Origin of the sequence: Segatella intestinalis, assembly GCF_029348455.1 — a bacterium.
Classification (GTDB): Bacteria; Bacteroidota; Bacteroidia; order Bacteroidales; family Bacteroidaceae; genus Prevotella.
Window position 1 is genome coordinate 123387 of sequence record NZ_JARJVV010000011.1, and the last position, 22887, is coordinate 146273.

Genomic DNA, 22887 nt, shown 5'->3' on the forward strand with positions numbered 1-22887 from the left:
AATATGTGATAAACAGTTAGTATACGAGTGCCACGTTGTCTATCCAGAGCGTGTTGCCGGGCGTTCCGATATAGGCTCCGCCATGACTGGAAGAGAACTGTAGGATGAGGTGGGTAGGGGTCTCGTTGGCCGAAGCCCATCCTGTCTCCTTGATGATGACGCTCTTGCCCTTGCTATTACGAGCATAGTCACAATTACGAAGTCCCATGAGCGAGGCGTTATAGCCAGCCATGTGTCGGATGTCGCCATAGTGGATGGTGTAGGTGGCGTCGTTCACCCATCCATTGGTGCTCTTGCTGTACTTCACCACCATGGTGCCCACACGCTTGGCTGTGATGTTGCCATGGGCATCCTCGTGACGCTTCTGCAGATAGAGGATGGCGACAGCATAGTCGCGTCCTGCCACTTTCGATGCACTGCTGAAGCCGTTCTGCTTGATGCGGGTGGCTGAGTTGGGCAACAGGGTCTTATAGTCGAAACGCACCGCCTTGGGACGATGGGTGAAAGGAATGCCCCAGTTGATGGCCTTAGGACCGTCCTTGGTTCCGGTGATGGGTTCGCGCACGTCGCCCAGAAAGAGCGAGCCTGCTGCAAGCACCTTGATGTTGATGAGTCCCAATACCTTCACCTTCTCGATATGGGTGACGAGCTTGGCACAATGGCCGTTCTCGTGCTTGTCGCGATATACCGAGTTGTTGGTCTTATAGATGCCTGACACGTGGGCAAGCACATTGGAGGTTCCCCAGGGCGAGCCGCCCTTGTTGGTGTAGGGGGTATTGCCATTGATGGTCATCGACGGACCTACGGCATAAACCACCTTCTTGTTTCCGCCTATGATACCTGATTCCTTGATGTTTCTGATAACCCAATTATCCATGTTTCCATACTTGATGGGTACAATCTTTTCGGCACTTTGCGCTCCCATCGTGCAGGCGAGGCAAAGTGACATTGTCATGCTTAAAATACGATGTTTCATTTCTGTTATAATAAAAAGTGGTTGCAAAGTTAGGAAAATATTTGTATCGTTATAGTTTTCTTACTGTATAATTATAGTTATTTAAAGATTATTTTATAAAAATTAAAACTGACGGATGTGGAAAGGTGTAGAGATATTAGAGCCAATGAGACAAAAATATGCCCAGAACCAACGATGACGAATGGTTCTGGGCATCATGTATATGGGTTTCAACTTCTTTAAACTTAGAAGCGGCGATGTCCGCCTCCTGGAGGTGGTCCCATGGGAGGTCGTCCGCCATTGAAGGGTCGTCCGCCGAAGTCGGGGCGTCCGCCATACCTCATCGTCTCGCGTGCCTGCTTGCCTCCGATGATATTCAGTCGGTAGATGACGTGGAGCATGGCATAAGAGTTGATGCTGTTGTACTCGGTATCGGTACGGGCCATGGCAGTAAGGGCACGGCTCAAGGTGCTCTGCTGGTGCAGCAGGTCGTAGAACTGGATCATCACGGTGAGGGGTTTGCCCTTGAGGAAGCCTTGCGAGAGTTGGGCGTTCCATACCAGTTCGTTGGTGTTCATCGACTTGTCGCTGTATCCTCGTCGGCTGCTCTGGCTCAGGTCTGTGCTCAGGCTCATGCCCCAGGGCATGGTGGCTGTGATGCTCGGTCCGTAAGAGAACTGCCAGGTGTTCATGTTGCTCGATGCCTGAAGCTTGTTGCGGGCATGGTTGTAGTTTAGGGTTCCGTTGAGGTTGACCTCAAGCCAGTTGTTGCGATAGCCCATGGCGATTCGCTCGCCCACCTGTGTCTGCTTGGTGGTGTTCTTCTGCGAGGTCTTCCCGTCGAGGCTCAGATAGCCCACGGCATTGGTATAGGCGAGGGTGGTGAAGGTGTTGATGTTCCATACGCCAGCGCTGTCGATGGCGGTATTGAACATGAAGGCGCCTCGTGCGTTCCAGTTGCCGTTGATGTTTTCGGGCTGTGTGGTTCGTCCACCGGTCTTGTCGTCGTAGGTCACCATGTCGCTGATGCTGTTGCGTGTCATCGAGAAGTTGACGAAGGTCATCAGGGCTCGCTGGTGCTTCTCTATATAGTTGTTGTAGAAGAGTCGGAAGTTGTGGGTGAACGATGGCTTCAGTCCCGGATTTCCCTTCTTGATGTTGAGCGGATTGCTGTCGTCGGTGATGTCGAGCAGGTCGGTCATGGAGGGTTGCGAGGTGGTTCCGCGATAGTTGACGCGCAGGTTGCTCACCTTGCTGAAACGATAACGGAAGTCGAGGGCTGGTGAGAAGTTGGTGACGTTGCGTGTCGTTTCGATGTGCTGTCCCATATAGTCGTAGATGAAGTTCGACCTCTGTGGCTGGAGCATAGCTCCGAAGCTGAGGTTGTACTTTGGTCGGACGAATCGCATCATGAGCTGCATCTCGTGAATGTAGTTCTTGTACTCGGAGAATCGGCTCTGGTCGCTGTCGAAGTACTCGTCGAGAGGTGAGCGCAGAGTGCCCAAGTAGTTGCCCCATCCACGATACTCGGGAGTGATGGAAGCCCACTGGTTTGCCTCCTCATCGCTGAAGTCGGAGAAGTTGTAGGTGGAACGGTCGGTCTTCGAGTATTTGTAGGTGAACTTATAGCTCAGTTGCAGGAAAGTGGCTTTCCAGAGTGGCTCGCTATAGGTGGCCTGCAGAGAGTAGCTGTAGTTGCGGGTAGGCGTCACGTTGTAACGATAAGTGTTGTAGTGGTCGGTCTCGTTGCCGTTGGCCACATCTACAAGGTACATGTAGGCATTGGTGAGTGAGAGGCTGTTGGCATCGGTCTTGCCGTAGCTGGCATCGGTGCGCACGGTGATGTTGCGTCCCATCGCACTGAGTCGGCGATTGTACTGCAACATGCCTCTCAGATTTTCAGACTCGCTATAGCTGATGCTGCTCGACGACTGCAGGTTGACGAGAGCTCCAGCCTGCTGCAACAGACTCTTGCTTGTGCTTACGTCCTCAAGTCCCAGCTCGGCGCGTGCTGCGTCCTCGAGCGGGTCGTTGGTGATCTGGTAAGGATCGGCATTAAACTGTGCCGACAAGCTTCGTGCCAGTGCATCGCTGCTCTTGATGGTGAACGATGGACGGAACATGATATTGGTCATCGTGTCGGGTTTCCATTCCAGGCGGAAACGTCCGTCCCAGCTGTTGCTGCGCGAGAAGTTCTTGGCACGGCTGTTCGAGAAAGACGAGTTCTGGCTCACGAAGTTCTCGGAAGCCACCGTGCTGCTGATGTCTCCATCGCTGTGGTTCCATCTCAGCGAGGCGTCCATCTTGAGCTTATCCTTGTTCTCGTAGTTGTAGTTCAGACCCAGCATCTTCGAGGCGTTGAGTCCCTGCTTGTTGGGGCCCCATCCGCCAGGGCCTCCACCTCCGGGGAATCCCATGTCGTTGGTGTTGTTGGCTGATGCGAAGAGCATGAGTCGGTTGCGGTCGTTGAAATAAGCCGCCATGCCTCTTTCGCTGTATCGTTGCTTGGTGCCTATGCTGAGGTCCATATTGGCGATGAGTCCCTTGTTCATACCTCTCTTGACGCCGAAATCGAGCACGGTTTCCTCTTCTCCGTCGTCGATGCCCGTCACCTTAGCCAGGTCGCTCTTCTCGTCGTAGGCCTTGATCTTGTCGATGATGCTGGTGGGCAGGTTCTTCAGGGCCGTCTTGGTGTCGCCGGTCATGAACTCCTTGCCGTCTACGAGGATCTTCTTCACTTCCTTTCCGTTGATTTTGATGCTTCCGTCGTCGCTCACCTCAGCTCCAGGCAGGCGCTTCACGAGCTCTTCGATGGTGGAGCCTTCGGGTGTGCGATAAGCCGCAGAGTTGTACACGAAGGTGTCTTCCTTGAGCACCACTTTCTTGGCCATGGCCGTGACGGTGGCGGCCTTGAGCATGATGGCCTCTGCGTTGATGTTTATCTTGCCCATGGCGAGGTCTTTGCCCTGGGTCATCATGATGCGCCTTACGGTGGGCTTGTATCCTACGCTGGTTATCTTGAGCAGATAACTGCCGTCTTCGGGAGCCTGAAGGCTGAAGAGTCCATTCTCGTCGCTGATGGCGCCTGAGATATAGGTGCTGTCCGCGCGTAGCAGTTGTACGGTCGATGCCTCGACAGGGTCGTTGGTTCCCTTGTCGATAATGGCACCCGTGATGAGGTGTTGCTGTGCCTGCATCATCATGGCGATGAATAGCAGGAGCAGGGTGAGTAATGACTTTCTCATTTCTGTATTTTATAGCTTTTTTTGTTCGCTTGATAGTTTAGACGCATCCTTTGTGATAAGGTTTAGTCTAAAATGTGTGAAAAGAATGCTAAAAGTGTGTTCTTTTGCATCAAAATGCAGAAAAATACGTACCTTTGCACGCAAGAATTACATTATTTATAATATATTGATAAATTTATGAGTCAGAGAGTCATCATTTCTACCAATCTCGAAAGTGAGATAGCCGAAGCCTTGGCAGAGTGCGAGCACGACAAGATTTTTGTGCTTACCGACGAAACCACAGTTGTCAAGTGCTGGCCTGTTGTGAAAAATTATTTCTCGCTCAAGGATGCGAAGGTCATTACCATTGGTGCTACCGATACGCACAAAGACCTCGACACGATGGTACACGTATGGAAGTCGTTGGGCGAGGGCGGTGCATCGCGCCATTCGTGCATGATAAACCTGGGTGGTGGAATGGTTACCGATTTGGGTGGCTTTGCCGCAGCAACTTTCAAGCGTGGCATCAACTTCATCAATATCCCCACTACGCTCCTCTCGATGGTGGATGCTTCGGTGGGAGGAAAGACGGGCATCAACTTCGGTGGACTGAAGAACGAGATAGGCGTGTTCTGCGACTCCAAGTTTGTCATTCTCGATACTGAGTTCCTGCGCACGCTCGATGCCGAGAACATCTGTTCGGGCTATGCAGAGATGCTGAAGCATGGTTTGATTTCGGACGAAAAGATGTGGGCGGAGTTGGTTGGCTTCGACTTGGCTCATCCCGACTTGCAGCAGTTGCAACGCATGGTGGGCGATAGCGTGGCGGTAAAGGAGCGCATCGTAGAGCAGGATCCTCATGAGCACGGCATCCGCAAGGCGCTCAACTTGGGACATACTTTCGGTCATGCCTTTGAAAGCTGGGCACTGAAACGCAAGCCTGTTCTGCACGGCTATGCTGTGGCGTTCGGTCTGATTCCGGAACTCTATCTGAGTGTGATGAAGACGGGATTCCCAACGGAGAAGATGCGACAGACGGTGAACTTCATCAAGGAGTACTATGGCTCGCTTCCTATCACCTGCGATGACTACGACGAACTGATAGAACTGATGCGCCATGACAAGAAAAATCAGGATGGCATCATCAACTTTACCTTGTTGGGTGGAATCGGTGATATTCGCATCAACCAAAGTGCCACCATCGACGAAATCAAAGAGGCTTTCGACTTCTTCCGTGAAGGATAAAGCCAAAGCGTTATAAAGCACAATAAGTTTTGAGCTTTGAACATTGAGCATTATGAGAGTTATTTGTTTTCTCATAATGATTCAATGTTCAAAGCTCAATTTTTTATGCGTAATGCTCAAGCTCATGTCTTAATGCGTAAAAAATCAATATTTTTCACGCCTTGGCTTGACAAATTTATTTGTTGCCGTACATGTTCTCGTAATATTTCTGATAGTCGCCAGAGGTTACATTGTCCATCCATTCCTGGTTGTCGAGATACCATTTCACGGTTTTCTCGATGCCCTCTTCGAACTGCAGACTTGGTTCCCAACCCAATTCGCGCTGCAATTTGCGTGAATCGATGGCGTAACGCATGTCGTGGCCCTTGCGGTCGGTGACGTAAGTGATGAGGTCGAGGTCTTCGCCCTCCTTGCGACCGAGAAGACGGTCTACGGTCTTGATAACCACCTTGATGATGTCAATGTTTTTCCACTCGTTGAAACCTCCGATATTATAGGTCTCAGCCACCTTTCCTTCGTGGAAGATGACATCGATGGCACGGGCATGGTCTACCACGTAGAGCCAGTCGCGCACGTTCTCACCCTTGCCATAGACGGGCAGAGGCTTGCGATGGCGTATGTTGTTGATGAAGAGAGGGATGAGCTTCTCTGGGAACTGGTAAGGACCATAGTTGTTGGAGCAGTTGGTCACGATGGTAGGCATGCCGTAAGTATCGTGGAAAGCACGTACAAAGTGGTCGCTGCTGGCCTTGGAAGCCGAGTAGGGAGAATGGGGATTGTACTTGGTGGTTTCTACGAAGAACTCCTCGCCATAAGCCTCGTGGTTCTTGCCACTTGATGCCTTGGTGGAGAATGGTGCTGCCACGCCCTCGGGATGTGTCATCTGCAAGGCGCCATACACCTCGTCGGTAGAAATGTGGTAGAAGCGCTTTCCCTCATAGCCTTCGGGCAGACTCTCCCAGTAGGTCTTTGCTGCCTGCAGGAGCGAGAGTGTTCCCATCACGTTGGTCTGTGCAAAGGTGAATGGATCCTTGATAGAGCGGTCTACGTGGCTTTCTGCAGCCAGATGGATGATGCCGTCTACCTGATAGTCGTTCATCAACTTGAGCATCAGCTCGAAGTCGCAGATGTCGCCCTTCACAAAGGTGTAGTTGGGCTTGTCCTCGATGTCCTTGAGGTTGGCCAGATTGCCTGCATAAGTCAGCTTGTCGAGGTTGATGATGTGATACTCGGGATATTTGTTCACGAACAGACGGACAACGTGTGAGCCGATAAATCCGGCGCCGCCTGTGATGATGATATTTCGCTTCATTATATTTATTATTTAAATGTTACTTAAGGAGGTTTGCAATGCACTGCTGTAACGAGTCAATCCAGTAGGGCACTTTCACGCCGAAGGTTTCCTTGATGGTTCGCTTGTCGAGCACGGAGTAGGCAGGACGGGCCACAGGCGAAGGATATTCCGAGCTGTAGCAGGGCTGTATGTCGCACTGTGTGTGTCCGGCTATGCGGGCTATCATCTGTGTGAAGTCGTACCAGGAGCACACTCCCTCGTTAGAGAAATGATAGATGCCGGTGTATTTGCTCTTGTCGTCGGCCGACTTTATCTTGTCTATGACAGTGAGGATGGCGTTGGCCAGGTCGAGAGCATAGGTAGGAGTTCCGCACTGGTCGAAGACCACCTTGAGTTGTGGCTTTGTGGCAGTGAGGTTGAGCATTGTCTTGCAGAAGTTCTTGCCAAACTCAGAGTAGAGCCATGCGGTGCGGATGATGACATACTGGCAACCGCTTGCCATGATTTTCTGTTCGCCGTGAAGCTTGGTTGTACCATATACGCCTGTAGGAGTTCCCTTCTGCTGGGGTCCGCAAGGTACATTGTATGGTTCCTTGCCAAAGACGTAGTCGGTAGAAATCTGCACGAGCAGTCCGCCTGTCTCCTTCATTGCCAAGGCAAGGTTCTCTGGAGCATCGGCATTCAGTTTCTCTGCAAGTGCTGCCAACTTCTCGTCGTTTTCGCAGGCATCCACATTGGTCCATGCCGCACAGTTGATGATGGCGTCTATGTGGTTCTCGCTCACCATCTTGCGTATGGCGTCCATGTCTGTAATATCGAGGTAAGTGGTTTCCACGCCTTCCACCTGGTTCACGTCGGTGAAGAGATAGTGGTCTGTGGTGTTCTTGCTCACGATTCTCATCTCGTTGCCGAGCTGTCCGTTGGCTCCTGTCACTAATATATTCATTTTCTTTTTTTTGTTTTGTTGTTGTTTTTTGCTCTGCAAAAATACTACTTTCCGTTGATACAGCCAAGACTTCATTGCTAAAGTTTACTAATGCTCTCTTAATGAGCTATAAAAACAGAGCCCCCGCAGACTTTCCTTGATGTGGGGAAGAGTCTGCGGGGGCATCTCTATGAATAAGCGACAGGCTCTCTACAGTAAATGCCTGTCATGGGCCATCGCTAAAGCTTAGAGCTTGAACTTGTAACCCAAAGTAATCTGGAATACAGAGTTGCGGCCAGAATCACCATCCGCAATTTTTGATACACCGATATTGTAACGAGCATCGAGGCAAACGTTCATGTACTCGTAAGAAATTCCTACAGGAATAGAGAAATCAAAAGTTTTTATCTCTGCTCCTTCTGGTGCGTATTTGTCGTAGTCGATACTGATGCCGGCAACTTTTACTTTGTTGCTTACATTGAATGCAGGCTGAATACCAGCTTTCAGTGCCAGGCCTTTTGCAACATAGGCGTTTACCAAAATAGGGATATTCACATAGTTCATCTCCAATTTTGGGTCACCTTCTGCGTCCTTAACTGAGGCTCCTTGCATAGAATAGAGAAGACCGGCGCTGATTCCTACCATGGGTGAAACGTGATATTCTCCCTCTATACCGCCAACGAAGCCTGCTATGTAACCAGCTTCGTCATTTGTTACGGAAGATACGTTCAAACCGACTTTAGGCTGAATAGTGATGTCGCCTGCTGAATACTGTGCGAATGCACCTACTGAAGACAGCACCATAGCTGCCATAACCAATAATTTTTTCATACTCTCTGAATTTATAAATTAATAATAATTGTTGCACAAACTTACTAACAAGAATGTTCTGCTGTCCAATAGGATGTGTTTTAAACTTCTTATTCTTAGACGGGGCAAAGGTATAATTATTTTTTTTTAGATGCAAACAAATTTTATAATATTTTTTATTCTATGGAAAAATAAGGTCAGTAATATAAAGATATATAATCGGTGGAGAAATTACATTAAGCTAAATGAACAGAACTAAACTTGCTTTGGTATAGCCATGGCGAGAAAAGTGTCATGAAATAAAAATTGTTACTCATAAATGAAAGCACGATAAAGGGTATAAAAAAAAGTATCTTAAAATAGTTTGCAACTATCCTAAGATACTTTATCGAGTATCCAGCCCTTCTTTTGTCTCCTTGCTATGTTTTCATCTCACAGCAAGGAGCGAGAGGGTGGATGGGCTTATGAAAAGCCTGTTGTTCTGAGCTTAGAGTTTGAACTTGTAACCCAAAGTGATCTGGAATACAGAGTTGCAGCCCTTAACATCTTTGTCTACCTTGGTGCAACCGATGTTGTAACGAGCATCGAGGCAGATGTTCATGTACTCGTAAGAAATACCTACTGGTACAGAGAAGTCGAATGTATTAACATTTTCTGCATCGTCTTTTGCAACCATGAAACCTGGCTGAACACCAGCCTTCAATGCCAAACCGTTAGCAACATAGAAGTTGGCAAGGATAGGGATGTTGAGGTAAGCTGGCTTCCACTTGGCCTCAATGTCAACACCTTCAACGTTTACTGACCACTTGCATCCCTGCTGAGAATAAAGAAGACCTGCGCTGACACCGATCAATGGTGAAACGTGATACTCAGCTTCTGCACCAACAGCCAAACCAGTCTTGTAGTCACCGTCAACGTCGCCACCAACAGATGCAATGTTCAAACCAATCTTAGGCTGAATAGTGATGTCGCCTGCTGAATACTGTGCAAAAGCACCTACTGAAGACAGCACCATAGCTGCCATAACCAATAATTTTTTCATACTCTCTGAATTTATAAAGTTAATAATAGTATGTTATGCAAATCTCCTTAATGGATAATCTGCCGTCCAATAGGATAGGTTTTAAACTTCTTCTTAGACGGGGCAAAGATATAGTTAATTTTATTAAAATGCAAGTGTTTTTTAAAATATTTTTATGAAATGGGTAAAATTGTGACTAAAATGCTATATTTCGTGTATAAATAGTCTAAAAACGTGCTTAAGAGTAAAAAGTGATGGTTGCAAGTGCTGAAAACGTCTTAAAATCGACCGAAAACAATTAAAAATCGTGCGAAAACAATTAAAAATCGTGCGAAAACGTCTTAAAATCGACCGAAAACAATTCAAAATCGTGCGAAAAGCCGTTAAACGGCCGACGTGAAACGGTTTTTCTTCACATTTATTTAACAGAAGTTCGAATGTTAGCTCCACACGCCCTGAAGGGGCAGAAGCTCTTAGCCCAGGGCAGCGCCCTGGGTATTATAGCAATTGGCAAGGCGCCCTGTAAGGGCAAAAGCTTTATGTATTGCCTTGATTTTTAAAGCTTTTGCCCTTACAGGGCGACAGATTTGCGTCCAAAACAACCCAGGGCGCTGCCCTGGGCTAAGAGCTTCTGCCCTTTCAGGGCGTATTGGGTAATTTCAACCGTACAGGTCGAAAACATTTAAAAATGTTTTCTGTTTATAATAAATTTGTTTTGTTTCTTATGAATAAATCTATGTTCTAAACTTTAGAACATAAGTTCGGTACTTTAGAACATAAGTTCTAAACTTTAGAACATAGATTTTATAGGTTAAAGAGAACATTTATTCTATGTCGTCATCGTCGTCGAAGCCAAAGAGGGCAGGATCGATGAAAGCATCGAGGGCACGGCGCTCTTTCTTGGTAGGACGTCCTGTTCCGCGGGCACGGTCAACGAATCCGCTGATACGGCTCATTTCCAGCAGTTCGTACTGTCGTGGATCGGTGACGTTCTTGTAAACGGCAAAGAGCATCTTGGCTCCCACGCGCTGTTCGATGCAGTCGAGCACTTCGAAGGAATAGGTGATGGGCGCTTTCTTCACGCTCACCACATCGCCTCGCTTGATGATGAACGAAGGCTTGCGCGAGATGCCTCCCACGGTGACACGCCCGTTCTTGCAGGCATCTGCTGCGATGCTGCGTGTCTTGTATATGCGGGCAGCCCAGAGCCACTTGTCTATTCTGGCACTTTCCTTCATAGCTGTATTAGTGTTTATTGAACTTTTGCAAGTTCAGAAGTTATAGAAGTTAAAGAAGTTATCACTCCCTTTGGTCGTGAGAAGTTATAGCCAACAGCCTTGGAGGGAATGTTAAACTCGTTCTTACTTTTTCCCCAATTTATTGTATTGGTTCATAGTGGCGTCGATGCCTTGCAATACGAAACTCTTGATGATTTCCACGCCCAGTTCGAGTGCAGGCTGCAGTTGGCGCATGTCCTCCTCGGTGTAGTGTCCCAGTACCCAGTCCACCTGTCCTCCACGGGGATAATCGTTTCCGATGCCCATACGCAGACGGGCATAGTCTTGTCCGATGAGTTGCTGGATGTGTCCCAGTCCGTTGTGTCCGCCGTTGCTTCCGCCAGCTTTCAGTCGGAACGCGCCCAATGGCAGGGCAAGTTCATCGCTGATGACGAGCAGTCGCTTCTGGTCTATTTTCTCCTGCTGCAGCCAGTAGCGCACAGCGTTTCCGCTGAGGTTCATAAACGTGGTGGGCTTGAGCAGGAACACCTTTCGTCCCTTGATGCTTGTCTCGGCAACAAAGCCGTAACGCTTATCCTCAAAATGAATATTGGACGCCTTAGCAAAAGCGTCCAATACCATGAATCCTGTGTTGTGTCGGGTTCCGGCGTATTCGTCGCCAGGATTCCCGAGACCACAAATCAAAAATTTATCCAATTTCCGAATGTACTTCTAATTGATAATTATGCCTCCTCCTCTTCAGCGGCAGCAGCAGCGGCAGCGGCAGCAGCATTACGTGTCATCTTGATAGAGCAAACTACTACAGCCTTGCTTGTAGCGAGCTCGAGACCCTCGAATGAGAGGTCGCCTACCTTGATGCTCTTACCGATCTTCAACGCAGTAACGTCGATATCGAGGTGCTCAGGAATAACCTGGTAAGGAGCAGTAACATCGATCTTGCGGATAGAGAGGTTCATACGACCACCATCGCGAACACCCTGTGCCAAACCTACCAACTTCACTGGGATGCCGATAGTGATAGGCTTCTGGTCGTTCACCTCGTAGAAGTCTACGTGCAGAGGAGCGTCTGTTGTTGGGTGGAACTGAATCTCCTTCATGATAGCTGTGTGGCTCTCACCGTCGATGATGAGGTTGATAACATATACGTGAGGAGTGTAGATAATCTTGCGGAGCTCAGCGAATGGAACTGCGAAAGACAAAGCCTCAGGAGCGCCGTTAGCGTCCTTCTTCTCGCCATACAAGTTACATGGAATCAAACCCTCTTTGCGCAATGTTTTAGAAGCTTTCTTGCCAAGGTCTGTGCGCTTCTGACCTGTTACGTTAATCTCTTTCATTGTGTTACTCTAAATTAAGTATTAATTAATAAAAATGTGCCTTAACTCGCCATCACACGGATTAGCTTTGAAAAAGCGGTTTTTTACAAAACGGATGCAAAATTACTACTTTTCTTTGGAATTTCCAAATTTAGTGGTCAGAAATTTGAAAAAAAGAGATTTTATCATTAAAAAATGAGAAATAACTCTGTTTTTTCTTGTTTATTAGGAGATAAATACTTACTTTTGCAGCAAAATACATTTAATCCGTAAATTATTAGAGAATGATTAACAGGGACTTGATTCGCAGAAAGATTGTGCAGTTAACCTATGCGTACTATCAAAACGGCAATCGTAACATGGACAACGCCGAGAAGGAGTTGTTCTTCAGCCTGTCCAAGGCTTACGATTTATACAATTATCAATTACAACTTATTGTAGAAATCACCAAGGAAGCGCGCAAGCGTTACGACTTGGAGGTGACACGTGTGCAGCGTGAGGGAGGCGATGCTCCATCGCAGAAGTTTGCTTTCAACCGCTTTGCCGTGCAGCTCGAGGAGAACAAGATGCTTGGCGAATGGATAGAAGCCAAGAACTCTTCATGGGATGACGATATTGAGGTGGTGCGCCGTGTGTACACTGCTGTTGTGGAGAGCGACATCTATCAGGAGTATATGAATGCCGAGGAAGACAGTTATGATGCCGACCGTGAGGTGTGGCGCAAGTTGTACAAGAACATCGTGATGAACAGCGAGGACATCGAGGCCATGCTCGAGGAGAAGAGCCTCTACTGGAACGACGACAAGGACATCATTGATACTTTCGTGCTGAAAACCATCAAGCGATTCGACCCTGCCAACAAGGCCAACCAGGAGCTTCTGCCCGAATACAAGGACATGGAAGACCGTGAGTTTGCCCGCAAGCTGTTCCGTGCCACGATTCTCAACGCCGACGAGTATCAGAAATATATGGGACGGATTTCACGCAACTGGGATTTCTCGCGTCTGGCATATATGGATATGGTCATCATGCAGATTGCTATCGCCGAGTTGGTCAACTTCCCTGGCATTCCTGCCACAGTAACCATCAACGAGTATGTGGAACTGAGCAAGATCTACAGCACACCACGCAGTGGCGGCTATGTGAACGGAATGCTCGACGCCATCGCCCGTTCGCTGATTGAGACCGGTGTCATCATGAAAGAATTGCCCGAGCGTCCTCATCGTGAGCAGAACGTTCAGCGCCGTGCAGGCCGTGGAGGATTCGGAGTTCATAGTGGTGCCCGCGAAGGACAGCAGCGCCGTCAGCGCATTGGTCAACCACGTTATCGCAACAACAATGGTAATGACTGGAATGACAATAACGGCTATCAGTATGATCAGCCTTCCTATGATCAGCCTTCTTACGACCAGCCTGCAGAGCCAACAGCTCAGGACAATGCTGCCGAGGAGGAGAAGTAAGACCGGGAAAGTGAGATTTACACCTTATTATATATATAGGTTCATATCTTGATTATATTAACAGAAAAAATAAAACTTTAGAAATATGACAAATTTGTTTTTGCAGAGCGGTAGCGGCCAGAGTGGCTTGCCTATGCTCATTATGATGGTAGCTATCTTCGCTATCATGTGGTTGTTTATGATTCGTCCACAGCAGAAGAAACAGAAGAAGATTCGCGAGTTTCAGAATGCGCTGAAGGAAGGCGACAAGGTAGTGACTGGTGGCGGTGTATATGGCACAGTAAAGCGTGTCAATGCCCAGGAGAACACTATCGATATCGAGGTGGCACGTGGCGTGGTTATCACTGTAGCCAAGGGCTATGTGTTCGCCGATGCCACATCGCAGACTCCTAATGCATAGGCCCCGGTATAGCTTATTCAGTACACTCAGCAAACTCCTTTTTGGCACCGTCAACAAGGAGTTGCTGATATTCTTGTTCTTTCTCGCTCTCAGCGGCATCTTCTGGTTGATGATGACGCTCAACGAGACCTACGAGAAGGAACTTTGTGTGCCTGTGCGCCTGACAGACGTGCCTCGCAATGTCGTGGTGACGGGCGATCTTCCCGATACGGTGCGGATTACCGTGCGCGACAAGGGATTCACGCTCGTAACCTACGAGTATGGACACGTGCTGCGTCCGCTCTCCTTCAAGTTCTCGGCTTATGCCGACGAGGACAAGGGCAAGGGCGTAGTGCCATTGACCGATGTGCAGCGACAGTTGCAGGCACAGCTTTATGGCTCCAGCAAGTTGCTCTCCGTAAAGCCCGGCGAGTATGATTTCTATTTCACCTATGGCGCCTCCAAGCAGGTGCCTGTAGTCTTCAAGGGAAAGGTGACAGCCAGCAAGAGCTACTATCTTGCCCATACCGACTTCCTGCCAGCCGAGGTGACGGTCTATGCCAACAAGGATCAGCTCGACAAGGTGAATTATGTGGAGATAGAACCTTTCAACATGCGCAACCTGCAGGACACGATCCATACGACGGTTCGCCTTCGCAAGATTCGCGGACTGAAGATGGTTCCAGGCACGGTTCGCCTGTCTGTCTATCCCGATGTGCTCACCGAGGAAACCATCGATGTGCCCATCACAGCCATCAACATGCCCGAGGGATTTGTGCTTCGTACATTCCCGTCGAAGGTGACTGTGCGGTTTACGATTGGCGCAAGCCTGTTCCGCACCATCCGTCCGGATATGTTCAAGGTAGTGGTCGACTATAATGAACTCTCTCAGAATCCTTCCGACAAGTGTACGCTGCAGCTCATCGGCGTTCCGCATAGTGTGAGCAAGGCCAGACTCGACTTCCAACGAGTGGATTATCTGCTCGAACAGCAAGTGGAGTAAGGAGAGTGAGGAACTTACTCGCGAAACTTGAGTAATAAGAGGAACTCTTGGAAGAGCAAAAAGTGAAGAAATCTTGGATAATCGGGAAGAAGAGATGAAAATAGCGATAACAGGAGGCATTGGCAGCGGCAAGAGTTTTGTTTGTCGCGAACTGGAAAGACATGGCATTCGTGTCTACGACAGCGATGCGGCAGCCAAGCGGCTCATGCGAAGCGACAAGCCGTTGCAGCAGAGTCTTTGCTCGCTGGTAGGCGAGGATGTGTACGATGCTGAGGGCGTGCTGCAGAAACCCGTCTTGGCACGTTTTCTGTTGGCAAGCGAGGCCAACAAGTTGGCTGTCAACGATGTGGTTCATCCTGCCGTGGCGCGAGATTTCGAGCAGAGCGACTTCGAGTGGCTCGAGAGTGCCATCCTCTTCGAAAGTGGATTTATCCATCGCACTCATTTCGATTTTGTGGTCTGTGTCACGGCTCCAGAGGAGGTTCGCATTCAGCGAGTAATGGCGCGCGACCATATAGACCGCAGCAGAACCTTGGAGTGGATTCATGCCCAGATGTCACAGGCAGAGGTTGCAGCCCGCTGCGACTTCGAAATCGTCAACGACGGCAAGGCTGATGTGGCGCGGCAAGTGAATCTTTTGCTCGAAAGGGTGGAAGAGTGGCGAAAAGCAGCAGAGAAAGACTGAAGCAGAGTAAGACTGCACCAAAAAGAGAAAAATAATCAGTGAAAAATTAAAGAAAATATAACCAAATGGAAACAATTTTATCTATTGCAGGCAAGCCAGGCCTTTACAAACTGGTTTCACGTGGTAACCGCAATCTTATCGTCGAGACTATCGACGAGACACACAAGCGTATTCCTGCCTTTGCCACCGATCGTGTGACAAGTCTTGGCGATATCGCTATGTATACTGATGCTGACGAGATAGCACTCTGGAAGGTGTTCGAAAACGTAGGCAAGAAAGAGGACAGCAAGGAGAGCAGCCTGAACTATAAGAAGGCTTCTGCACAGGAGTTGCACGACTACTTTGCTGAGGTGTTGCCCAACTACGACCGCGACCGTGTTCACGACAGCGATATCAAGAAGCTGTTGCAGTGGTACAATATCCTCGTTAAGAACGGCTACACCGACTTCAAGGCCATCTTGGCTCCTACTGAGGGCGATAACGTAGACGACCGTCAGGAGGAAAGCGCAGAATAACGAAAGTTCAATATAGACAATAAAAAAATGAGAAGCTGTGAAAATAGCTTCTCATTTTTTTTATGACGTAGGCTGTATGAGCCTCTGTACTTGCTTGATGCAGAATTACTTGTAGATTTCGGCCAACTTCTCGAGCAGATCCTCGGCACGCAGGTCGCAGGCTACGATAATGCCATTAGGGTCGAGGAGCACGTTGCTTGGGATGCTGTTTACGCCATAGGCATCATGTGCAGCGCACTGCCAGCCCTTCAGGTCGCTCATCTGAGGCCATGCCAGACCTAAGTCGTTGACACCCTTCTTCCAGGCTTCCAACTTGTTGTCGAAGCTCACGCCTACCACCTCGAAGCCTTTGCCGTGATACATTTCGTAGGCCTTCTTCACGTTAGGCATTTCCATGCGGCAAGGTCCGCACCATGAAGCCCAGAAATCCACCAATACATACTTTCCGTTGCCAACAAACTGGCTCAGCTTCACCTTGGCGCCGTTCATGTCCTGCATGTTCAGGTCGGTGTACTTGATGCCAGGCTGACGCTTGGCAAGCGATTCTATCTGCATCTTTGGGCGGCGCATCATGGGGTGGTTGTAGTAAGCGGTGCTGGGATCGCAAAGTTCCTTCAGCTTGGCAAACTCGAAACCATAGAAGCTGTCCGACAGGATGTAGGCAGGCAGCACATTGTCCTTGTTCTCCTTGCAGAAAGCGGCTATCTCGGCGTTCTGCTCAGCCTCCACTGCGTCTATCTTCTGTTCCAGGGCCTTCATCTTGGTCTTGCCCTCCTCGGTCTTGTCGCCGCGGAGCTTCTGCCATTCAGGAGCCAGATCGTTCATCTTCTTCTCTATTACGCTCATCTTGGCGTAATATGTGTTCAGCTTCTCGTTGAGTTCCGAACCGCCAACCTTCTTGTTTACCAGGTCGATGTTGATGGTTTTTGTACCGTCGATAACGGCAGCCACCATCAGCTGGTTGCTTGCAGCCACGGTGATGAAGGTTTCGGCAGGCTGATTGCCTTTCACCTCGAACTTGCCCTCCTTGGCAGCAATGGGCTGAGCCTCGTTCATCTGTCCGTTATAGAACACGTAGAGAGTGTCAACACCCTGTGGTGCAGTGCCTTCTACGGTGAAGGCGACGTCTTGCGCTTCGGCACAGCTGACAGCCATCATGGCAGTCAGGGCCATAGATAAGATTTTCTTCATGTTGTTTCTTTCTTTATTTATCTGTTTTATTATTCTGTCAAATTCCATGCAAAAGTACATATTTTTCCTCAAATATGGTGAGATATTGCCCTTAATATTTTGTAAATAGAAAGAATAATCGTAATTTTGCAGCCGATTTTGCAAAGGATGGGTAGTTCCACCTTTATATTTATGAACTCGAGTGCTTGGTAAACCTCGTAAAAAACAAGAAAAATGAAAAATGAAAAAACTCAAGTGAGCGTGCTGTTCATGCTTTTCAGCATTCTCTTTTGCGTTTGCCTCATAGCGGCAAACGTGCTCGAAACAAAGCAAATTGCAGTAGGTTCGGTTTCTCTTACTGGAGGTCTCATCGTTTTCCCCGTGAGCTACATCATCAACGATTGTGTGTGCGAGGTGTGGGGCTATCAGAAGGCTCGTCTGCTGATATGGACGGGCTTTGCCATGAACTTCTTCTTCGTGGCACTGGGAGCTATCTGCGACATGATTCCCGCAGCTCCCTACTGGCACAATCAGGAGGGCTTTCATGCCATCTTCGGCTTGGCTCCCCGCATTGCCGCTGCCTCGTTTGTGGCTTTCATCGTAGGTTCTTTTGCCAATGCCTACGTGATGAGTGTGATGAAGATTCGTGATGGCGGAAAGCGTTTCTCGGCTCGTGCCATCTGGAGTACGGTGGCTGGCGAGAGTTGCGACAGTCTCATCTTCTTCCCCTTGGCATTGGGTGGAGTGGTGCCTGCTGCCGAGTTGCCTAAGTTGATGATTTGGCAGGTGGTGCTCAAGACGGTGTACGAAATCATCGTGCTGCCTGTCACCATTCGCGTGGTCAGGTTCCTGAAGCATCATGAGGGAGAGGATGTGTACGATAAAAACATCTCTTATAACGTGTTTAAGATTTTCAGCCTGAATTGATTCTAAGGAGCTATTCTTCGGAGTTAAAGGAGTTAAGGAGTTATCGCTCCCTGCGGTCGCTGAGAAGTTAAGACAAATGCCTTTGTGGGTTTGAATTCAAGCAATAAGACTGTTGTCTTAACTCCTTAACTCCTTAACTCCTTAACTCCTTAACTTCTTAACTCCTTAACTTCTTAACTCCTTAAAATAACTCCTTCAAAACTCCTTCACAAAAGAAACAATAAACAAAGATATGGATAGAAAAGAAGACGGTCTGAAGGCATTAGGTGCCAAGACCCAATACAGAATGGATTATGCGCCCGAGGTGCTCGAGACTTTCGTCAACAAGCATCAGGGCAACGACTACTGGGTGCGTTTCAACTGCCCCGAGTTCACATCGCTGTGTCCTATCACAGGACAGCCCGACTTTGCCGAGATCCGCATCAGCTACATTCCTGATGTCAAGATGGTGGAGAGCAAGAGTCTGAAGCTCTATCTCTTCAGTTTCCGCAACCACGGCGACTTTCATGAGGACTGTGTCAACATCATCATGAAAGACCTTATCGCCTTGATGGATCCTAAGTACATCGAGGTGACAGGCATCTTTACACCCCGTGGCGGCATCAGCATCTGGCCTTATGCCAACTATGGCAAGCCCGGTACCAAGTACGAGCAACTGGCCGAGCAGCGTTTTGCTACGCACGAATAAGTATCGACCTGTAGGGCGTGTGGAGCTTACTTGTGAAAGTTGAGACATTCAAAAAACGTTTTAAGCACCGTTAAACTTATTGAACAAAGAAAAAAGGCAGGACTTCGATGATGGAGTTCTGCCTTTTTTATGTACTTTTGTGGCATTGAAAACAGAAAATATCAACATAAAAAACAATGAGAACAAAAAGCTTTTTCCTGGCTCTGCTGTCATTTGCCTCGCTCACGGCATCTGCACAGCAGTCTGAAACCCAAACAGCAGACAGTTTGGTAAAGGCCGCCTACTTTGTCGACGGTAAGTATTATTCAAAGGAGCTCCCTACTGATGAAGCTGCTGCCCAGTCGATGGGATTCGTGAGCTTGAGCAAGGATTATATGATTGTAAACATCACCCTTCGCAAGGGAGCTACTGTGCCCCAGTCGTGGGCCAAGTATGAGATACCCCGCAATCGTGTGAAAGGAATCGCCGAGATAGACGAAGAGATAAAAAACCGTGAGCTGATGAACAAGCGCATGTTTCCAGAGGGAGGCTATAAATATTTAGAACTTGAGGTAGGTAAATCTTTGCCAGGTCATTTTGCCGAGTATGACATCGATGGCAATCCATGGACCGACGAACTCATCAAGGGCCGAAAGGTGGTTGTCAATGCCTGGTTCTCGGGCTGCGGACCCTGTCTGCGCGAGATGCCGATCCTCTCTGAATGGAAGAAGCAGTTGCCCGACGTGCTGTTTCTCTCGGTCAACTTCGAGAAGGCCGACAAGGTGCGTCGCATCACCCAGCAGCGTGGGTTCAACTGGAACCACATCTACGACGACAAGTATTTCGTGCGCTTTGTGGGCACAGGCGGCTTTCCGCTCTTCCTCGTGCTCGACGAGAAAGGCATTGTACGCTATGTAGGCAATGGCACCAATGATAGCAAGCGGGCTGAGATACTGAAACTCATCAAGAGCTTGTAGGAAGTCGCTATAACTCCTGAACCCAGCGAAAAATCAAAATAAAAGAGCATCACCAGCAGGCGATGCTCTTTTTTTATCGAATAAGCAAAGGAGAGGATTAGTTCTCCATGAACTTCTTGGCAGCTCTGAGCTGGTGTCTCATCACACTGAGGAACTCCTGGCTCTCCTGCAGTACGTTCAGATAGACGAGCGAGATCTGCATCAGCGTGTTGTCTTTCATGTTCTGCAGGCGGTCGATGTGCTTCTTTCTGATCACTGAGAGCTCGTCCTTGCAGGCATCAGCCTCGGCGAGAATCTCACGATAGTTCTCATAGCGACTTGTCTCTATCTGTTCGCAGCTCATCTTCATCAAGTCGTTGATCTTCTGGCGTATAGGCATAAACTCGTTGATGTATTCAGTGGGCAGCGGGTTAAAATTGTTGTCTACGTGCTCCTTGATAGGGTCGAGCATACGGCGCAGTGAGTAGATGAACTGCTGGTTGCTGTTGGCACCCAGATGGAACCATGTGTTGCGCTCGATGGCAATCTCCAAAGGCGAGCGTTTCAAGCCTAACATCTCCTGGCGGCGGAACTTCTTCAGCATGTCCTGCTCCTTCTTCAGCTCCTTGTTGGCATGGCGCAGCTCGCGGGTGTTCTCGTTGGCTAGACCGTCCATGATGAGGTTGAACTCACTCAGGGCGAAGCGGCATACAAAGCTCTGTGTGCGTGACACATGACGGCGAAGCAGATCCCATACGATTTCTGGGTCGTGCGAGCGCATCATCAGCTGGAAGGTGCTTCCCTTGCTCTCTTCCTTCGACTTCTTGTTGTACTGGATATTGCTGCGTATGAGCATGAAGATAACGAGAACAATGAAGGCTGTCTGCGCGAGGATGCCGCCAAAATGCATGGCGAGGCAGACGAGGGCGCAGGCTGCGAAAGCCACACCGGCTGTGATAAACCATCCACCGATGACACTCAGCACACCTGTTACGCGGAATACGGCACTCTCACGGCTCCAAGCCTTGTCGGCAAGCGAAGAACCCATGGCTACCATGAAGGTTACGTAGGTGGTAGAGAGAGGCAACTTGAGGTTGGTACCGATGGTGATGAGCATGGAAGCCAATACCAGGTTGACGGCTGCGCGAACCACGTCGAAGGCAGCGCTTTCCTCCAACTCTACATCGTTCTTGTCGAAGCGGCTGTTGATCCACTGCTTCAACGACTTGGGCATGAAGCGGTTGAGCCATGAGTCGGCACTCTGGCAGTTGCGTACGATGACGCGTGCTGCAGATGAGCTGCCAAACATCTCGTCTCCCTCGTCCTGGCGGCTCAGGTCTACAGAGGTTTTGATCACGTTCTGTGCCTTCTTTGAGGTGGCCATGGCGACAATCATCACGAAGCCTGCAGCGAGCAGATAGACGGGAGTGGTCTTGGCACTCTCCATCAGCGATGTCATCATGAAGCTGTCGGGACCCACGCCGTTGGCATTGGCCATATAGTCGTTGTAAGAATCGAGTCCGGCGAGAGGCACACCGATGAAGTTCACCAGGTCATTGCCGGCAAAGGCCATCGCCAGAGCAAAGGTGCCCATCAGCACAGTGAACTTGAAGATGTTGACGCGGCAGAGGTGCAGGAACTCCATCACGATGGCTGAAACCACGAAGGTGGCACAGAGCAGCGAACCGATGTTCTGGTCAATGAAATCGCGCCATTCTGCTGGCAGATAAGGGCTCTTGCCCAAGCCCTTCATGAAGATGAAGTAGGAGAGGGCTGTGAAAGCGATACCGCCGAAAATGGCAATCGAATAGCGGGAGTGCTTGCGATAGTTGAAGGTGAAAACCACACGCGAGAGCCACATCACGAAAGCACCGAAGACAAAGGCGATGATGACCGATGAGAAAATACCCATAATCACCTCCAAGGCCTTGTTGCTGTTGAGTAGCATACCGTAGTTGAGGCTGTCGTCGCCTATCATCTTCAGGGTGGCGAGGATGAAGGCACCTCCCAACAACTCGAACACCAGCGAGACGGTGGTAGAGGTAGGCATACCTAACGTGTTGAACACGTCCAGCACGATGACGTCGGTTACCATGACCGCGAGGAAGAGCGTCATTACTTCCTCAAAGGTGAAGCGGTCTGGACTCATGATGCCGTGGCGTGCGATGTCCATCATTCCCGACGACATAATGGCTCCGAGCACTACGCCACAGGAGGCGATGATAAGAACCGTGCGAAACTTTGCCACCTTAGCTCCGATGGCTGACTGCAGGAAGTTGACAGCATCGTTGCTGACTCCCACGAAGAGATCGAACACTGCCAAACAGAGCAGGAAGATCACAATGCATAGATAAATTGTACCCATTTATTTTTGATAAATTATTGTTTCCCGATGAAATGAAAACGAGGCTTTTCCTAAGCTTTCCGTCTGCTTTTTCTAAGCTTTCCGTCTGCTTTTTCTAAGTTTTCCGTCTGCTTTTCCTAAGCTTTCGTTCAGCTATCGCCTTCCTTTTCGGGTGCAAAGGTACTCATGCAATATTACAGCCGATTTAAACAGATGTTACAATTCTGTTAAGAAATGGGTAAACATGAAGTTTCATGTATATGAATCCGGATTGTTCCGTGTGCTTCTCAGCTATGTTTCTGTGTGCTTCCCAGCATCTTTGCTTTCTTCCTCCCTGCTTTGATAGCGCTGCTTTTGGGTCTTAATAGATGACCGGCGCCGGTCGTCTATTGTGACCTCCCGTGGTCATAATAGATGACCCTTGTGGAGCGCTGCTTGAGCTCTTTTGTTGTCTGCGGCGATAGAACAACTGTACCTTCTGGATTCCCCTGCCCGCTTTGTTTACCATCTGGTTCGCATTTCTTTCGCTTTGACACTGCAAATATAATACATTTTTGGGCTGTTTGTTCAAAAACGGGGGCAGTTTGAAAGTTAATAAATATTAATCGCTGTATAACCGTCAGACTATCAGTATTTTGCAAGTGCTTGAAAAAGCCCGTTTTTAAGACCTGTTTTCTTGTAGTCTTTTCTGCTGGCATTGATTATTGCAAAAACGCCAGTGAAATTTTAGTCATTAGTCATTAGTCATTAAGAAAA

Annotated in this window: 20 protein-coding genes; 9 read left to right on the forward strand and 11 right to left on the reverse strand. The window is 48.8% G+C overall.

Annotated elements, in window-relative coordinates; genetic code table 11:
- Nucleotides 1-16: 16 nt before the first annotated feature.
- Together P3T48_RS09025 and P3T48_RS09030 are read right to left on the reverse strand one after the other, a co-directional pair.
- Nucleotides 17-976, reverse strand: coding sequence for a PCMD domain-containing protein (locus P3T48_RS09025; RefSeq protein WP_443217182.1), 960 nt, complete (start codon nucleotides 974-976; stop codon nucleotides 17-19).
- Between the two features lie 224 nt (nucleotides 977-1200).
- Nucleotides 1201-4200: an outer membrane beta-barrel protein gene (locus P3T48_RS09030; protein WP_276506476.1), complete on the reverse strand. Its 3000-nt coding sequence runs from the start codon at nucleotides 4198-4200 to the stop codon at nucleotides 1201-1203.
- Between the two features lie 177 nt (nucleotides 4201-4377).
- On the opposite strand from P3T48_RS09030, the gene aroB reads away from it, so the two are divergent.
- A complete protein-coding gene (gene aroB / locus P3T48_RS09035) occupies nucleotides 4378-5424 on the forward strand; it encodes a 3-dehydroquinate synthase (protein WP_158464000.1) in 1047 nt (348 codons plus the stop codon).
- A 175-nt stretch (nucleotides 5425-5599) separates the two neighbouring features.
- On the opposite strand, the gene rfbB is transcribed toward aroB, so the two are convergent.
- From rfbB to P3T48_RS09070, 7 genes are all read right to left on the reverse strand, one after another.
- Nucleotides 5600-6736, reverse strand: a complete 1137-nt coding sequence (gene rfbB / locus P3T48_RS09040) for a dTDP-glucose 4,6-dehydratase (protein WP_217758182.1) — start codon at nucleotides 6734-6736, stop codon at nucleotides 5600-5602.
- 19 nt (nucleotides 6737-6755) lie between these two features.
- Nucleotides 6756-7664, reverse strand: coding sequence for a dTDP-4-dehydrorhamnose reductase (gene rfbD / locus P3T48_RS09045; protein ID WP_217758183.1), 909 nt, complete (start codon nucleotides 7662-7664; stop codon nucleotides 6756-6758).
- A gap of 225 nt (nucleotides 7665-7889) precedes the next feature.
- Nucleotides 7890-8474 carry a porin family protein gene (locus tag P3T48_RS09050; protein WP_276506477.1) on the reverse strand — a complete coding sequence of 195 codons (585 nt, stop codon included), beginning with the start codon at nucleotides 8472-8474 and terminating at the stop codon, nucleotides 7890-7892.
- Nucleotides 8475-8940: 466 nt separating this feature from the next.
- Nucleotides 8941-9495 carry a porin family protein gene (locus P3T48_RS09055; RefSeq protein WP_276506478.1) on the reverse strand — a complete coding sequence of 185 codons (555 nt, stop codon included), beginning with the start codon at nucleotides 9493-9495 and terminating at the stop codon, nucleotides 8941-8943.
- 803 nt (nucleotides 9496-10298) lie between these two features.
- Nucleotides 10299-10712, reverse strand: coding sequence for an RNA-binding S4 domain-containing protein (locus tag P3T48_RS09060; protein WP_022252230.1), 414 nt, complete (start codon nucleotides 10710-10712; stop codon nucleotides 10299-10301).
- Between the two features lie 123 nt (nucleotides 10713-10835).
- Entirely contained in the window at nucleotides 10836-11408 is a 573-nt protein-coding gene (pth, locus tag P3T48_RS09065; protein ID WP_276506479.1) for an aminoacyl-tRNA hydrolase, read from the reverse strand.
- 26 nt (nucleotides 11409-11434) lie between these two features.
- Complete coding sequence (locus P3T48_RS09070; protein WP_158464006.1) at nucleotides 11435-12046, reverse strand: 50S ribosomal protein L25/general stress protein Ctc; 612 nt, start codon at nucleotides 12044-12046, stop codon at nucleotides 11435-11437.
- Between the two features lie 263 nt (nucleotides 12047-12309).
- On the opposite strand from P3T48_RS09070, the gene nusB reads away from it, so the two are divergent.
- The 5 genes from nusB (at nucleotide 12310) to P3T48_RS09095 (ending at nucleotide 16067) form a co-directional block, all read left to right on the forward strand.
- A complete protein-coding gene (nusB, locus tag P3T48_RS09075; RefSeq protein WP_217758652.1) occupies nucleotides 12310-13485 on the forward strand; it encodes a transcription antitermination factor NusB in 1176 nt (391 codons plus the stop codon).
- An 85-nt stretch (nucleotides 13486-13570) separates the two neighbouring features.
- Nucleotides 13571-13885, forward strand: a complete 315-nt coding sequence (yajC, locus tag P3T48_RS09080; RefSeq protein ID WP_022252225.1) for a preprotein translocase subunit YajC — start codon at nucleotides 13571-13573, stop codon at nucleotides 13883-13885.
- A complete protein-coding gene (locus tag P3T48_RS09085; protein WP_158464008.1) occupies nucleotides 13878-14867 on the forward strand; it encodes a CdaR family protein in 990 nt (329 codons plus the stop codon). Before yajC ends, P3T48_RS09085 begins: the two co-directional genes overlap by 8 nt.
- 94 nt (nucleotides 14868-14961) lie before the next feature.
- On the forward strand, nucleotides 14962-15552 hold the full coding sequence (gene coaE, locus P3T48_RS09090; protein WP_276506480.1) for a dephospho-CoA kinase: 591 nt from the start codon (nucleotides 14962-14964) through the stop codon (nucleotides 15550-15552).
- Nucleotides 15553-15617: 65 nt separating this feature from the next.
- Nucleotides 15618-16067 (forward strand): DUF5606 family protein, encoded by a 450-nt coding sequence (locus tag P3T48_RS09095; protein WP_022252222.1) that lies wholly within the window; start codon nucleotides 15618-15620, stop codon nucleotides 16065-16067.
- 105 nt (nucleotides 16068-16172) lie between these two features.
- On the opposite strand, the gene P3T48_RS09100 is transcribed toward P3T48_RS09095, so the two are convergent.
- Nucleotides 16173-17258 carry a TlpA disulfide reductase family protein gene (locus P3T48_RS09100; RefSeq protein WP_217758655.1) on the reverse strand — a complete coding sequence of 362 codons (1086 nt, stop codon included), beginning with the start codon at nucleotides 17256-17258 and terminating at the stop codon, nucleotides 16173-16175.
- 213 nt (nucleotides 17259-17471) lie between these two features.
- On the opposite strand from P3T48_RS09100, the gene P3T48_RS09105 reads away from it, so the two are divergent.
- From P3T48_RS09105 to P3T48_RS09115, 3 genes are all read left to right on the forward strand, one after another.
- Complete coding sequence (locus tag P3T48_RS09105; RefSeq protein ID WP_276506481.1) at nucleotides 17472-18164, forward strand: queuosine precursor transporter; 693 nt, start codon at nucleotides 17472-17474, stop codon at nucleotides 18162-18164.
- Nucleotides 18165-18396: 232 nt separating this feature from the next.
- The gene (queF, locus tag P3T48_RS09110; RefSeq protein ID WP_158464015.1) at nucleotides 18397-18852 is read left to right on the forward strand and encodes a preQ(1) synthase; all 456 of its coding nucleotides are present in this window, start codon (nucleotides 18397-18399) and stop codon (nucleotides 18850-18852) included.
- 176 nt (nucleotides 18853-19028) lie between these two features.
- Complete coding sequence (locus P3T48_RS09115; RefSeq protein ID WP_276506482.1) at nucleotides 19029-19808, forward strand: TlpA family protein disulfide reductase; 780 nt, start codon at nucleotides 19029-19031, stop codon at nucleotides 19806-19808.
- 97 nt (nucleotides 19809-19905) lie between these two features.
- On the opposite strand, the gene P3T48_RS09120 is transcribed toward P3T48_RS09115, so the two are convergent.
- Nucleotides 19906-22152 (reverse strand): inorganic phosphate transporter, encoded by a 2247-nt coding sequence (locus P3T48_RS09120; protein ID WP_276506483.1) that lies wholly within the window; start codon nucleotides 22150-22152, stop codon nucleotides 19906-19908.
- Nucleotides 22153-22887 lie beyond the last annotated feature (735 nt).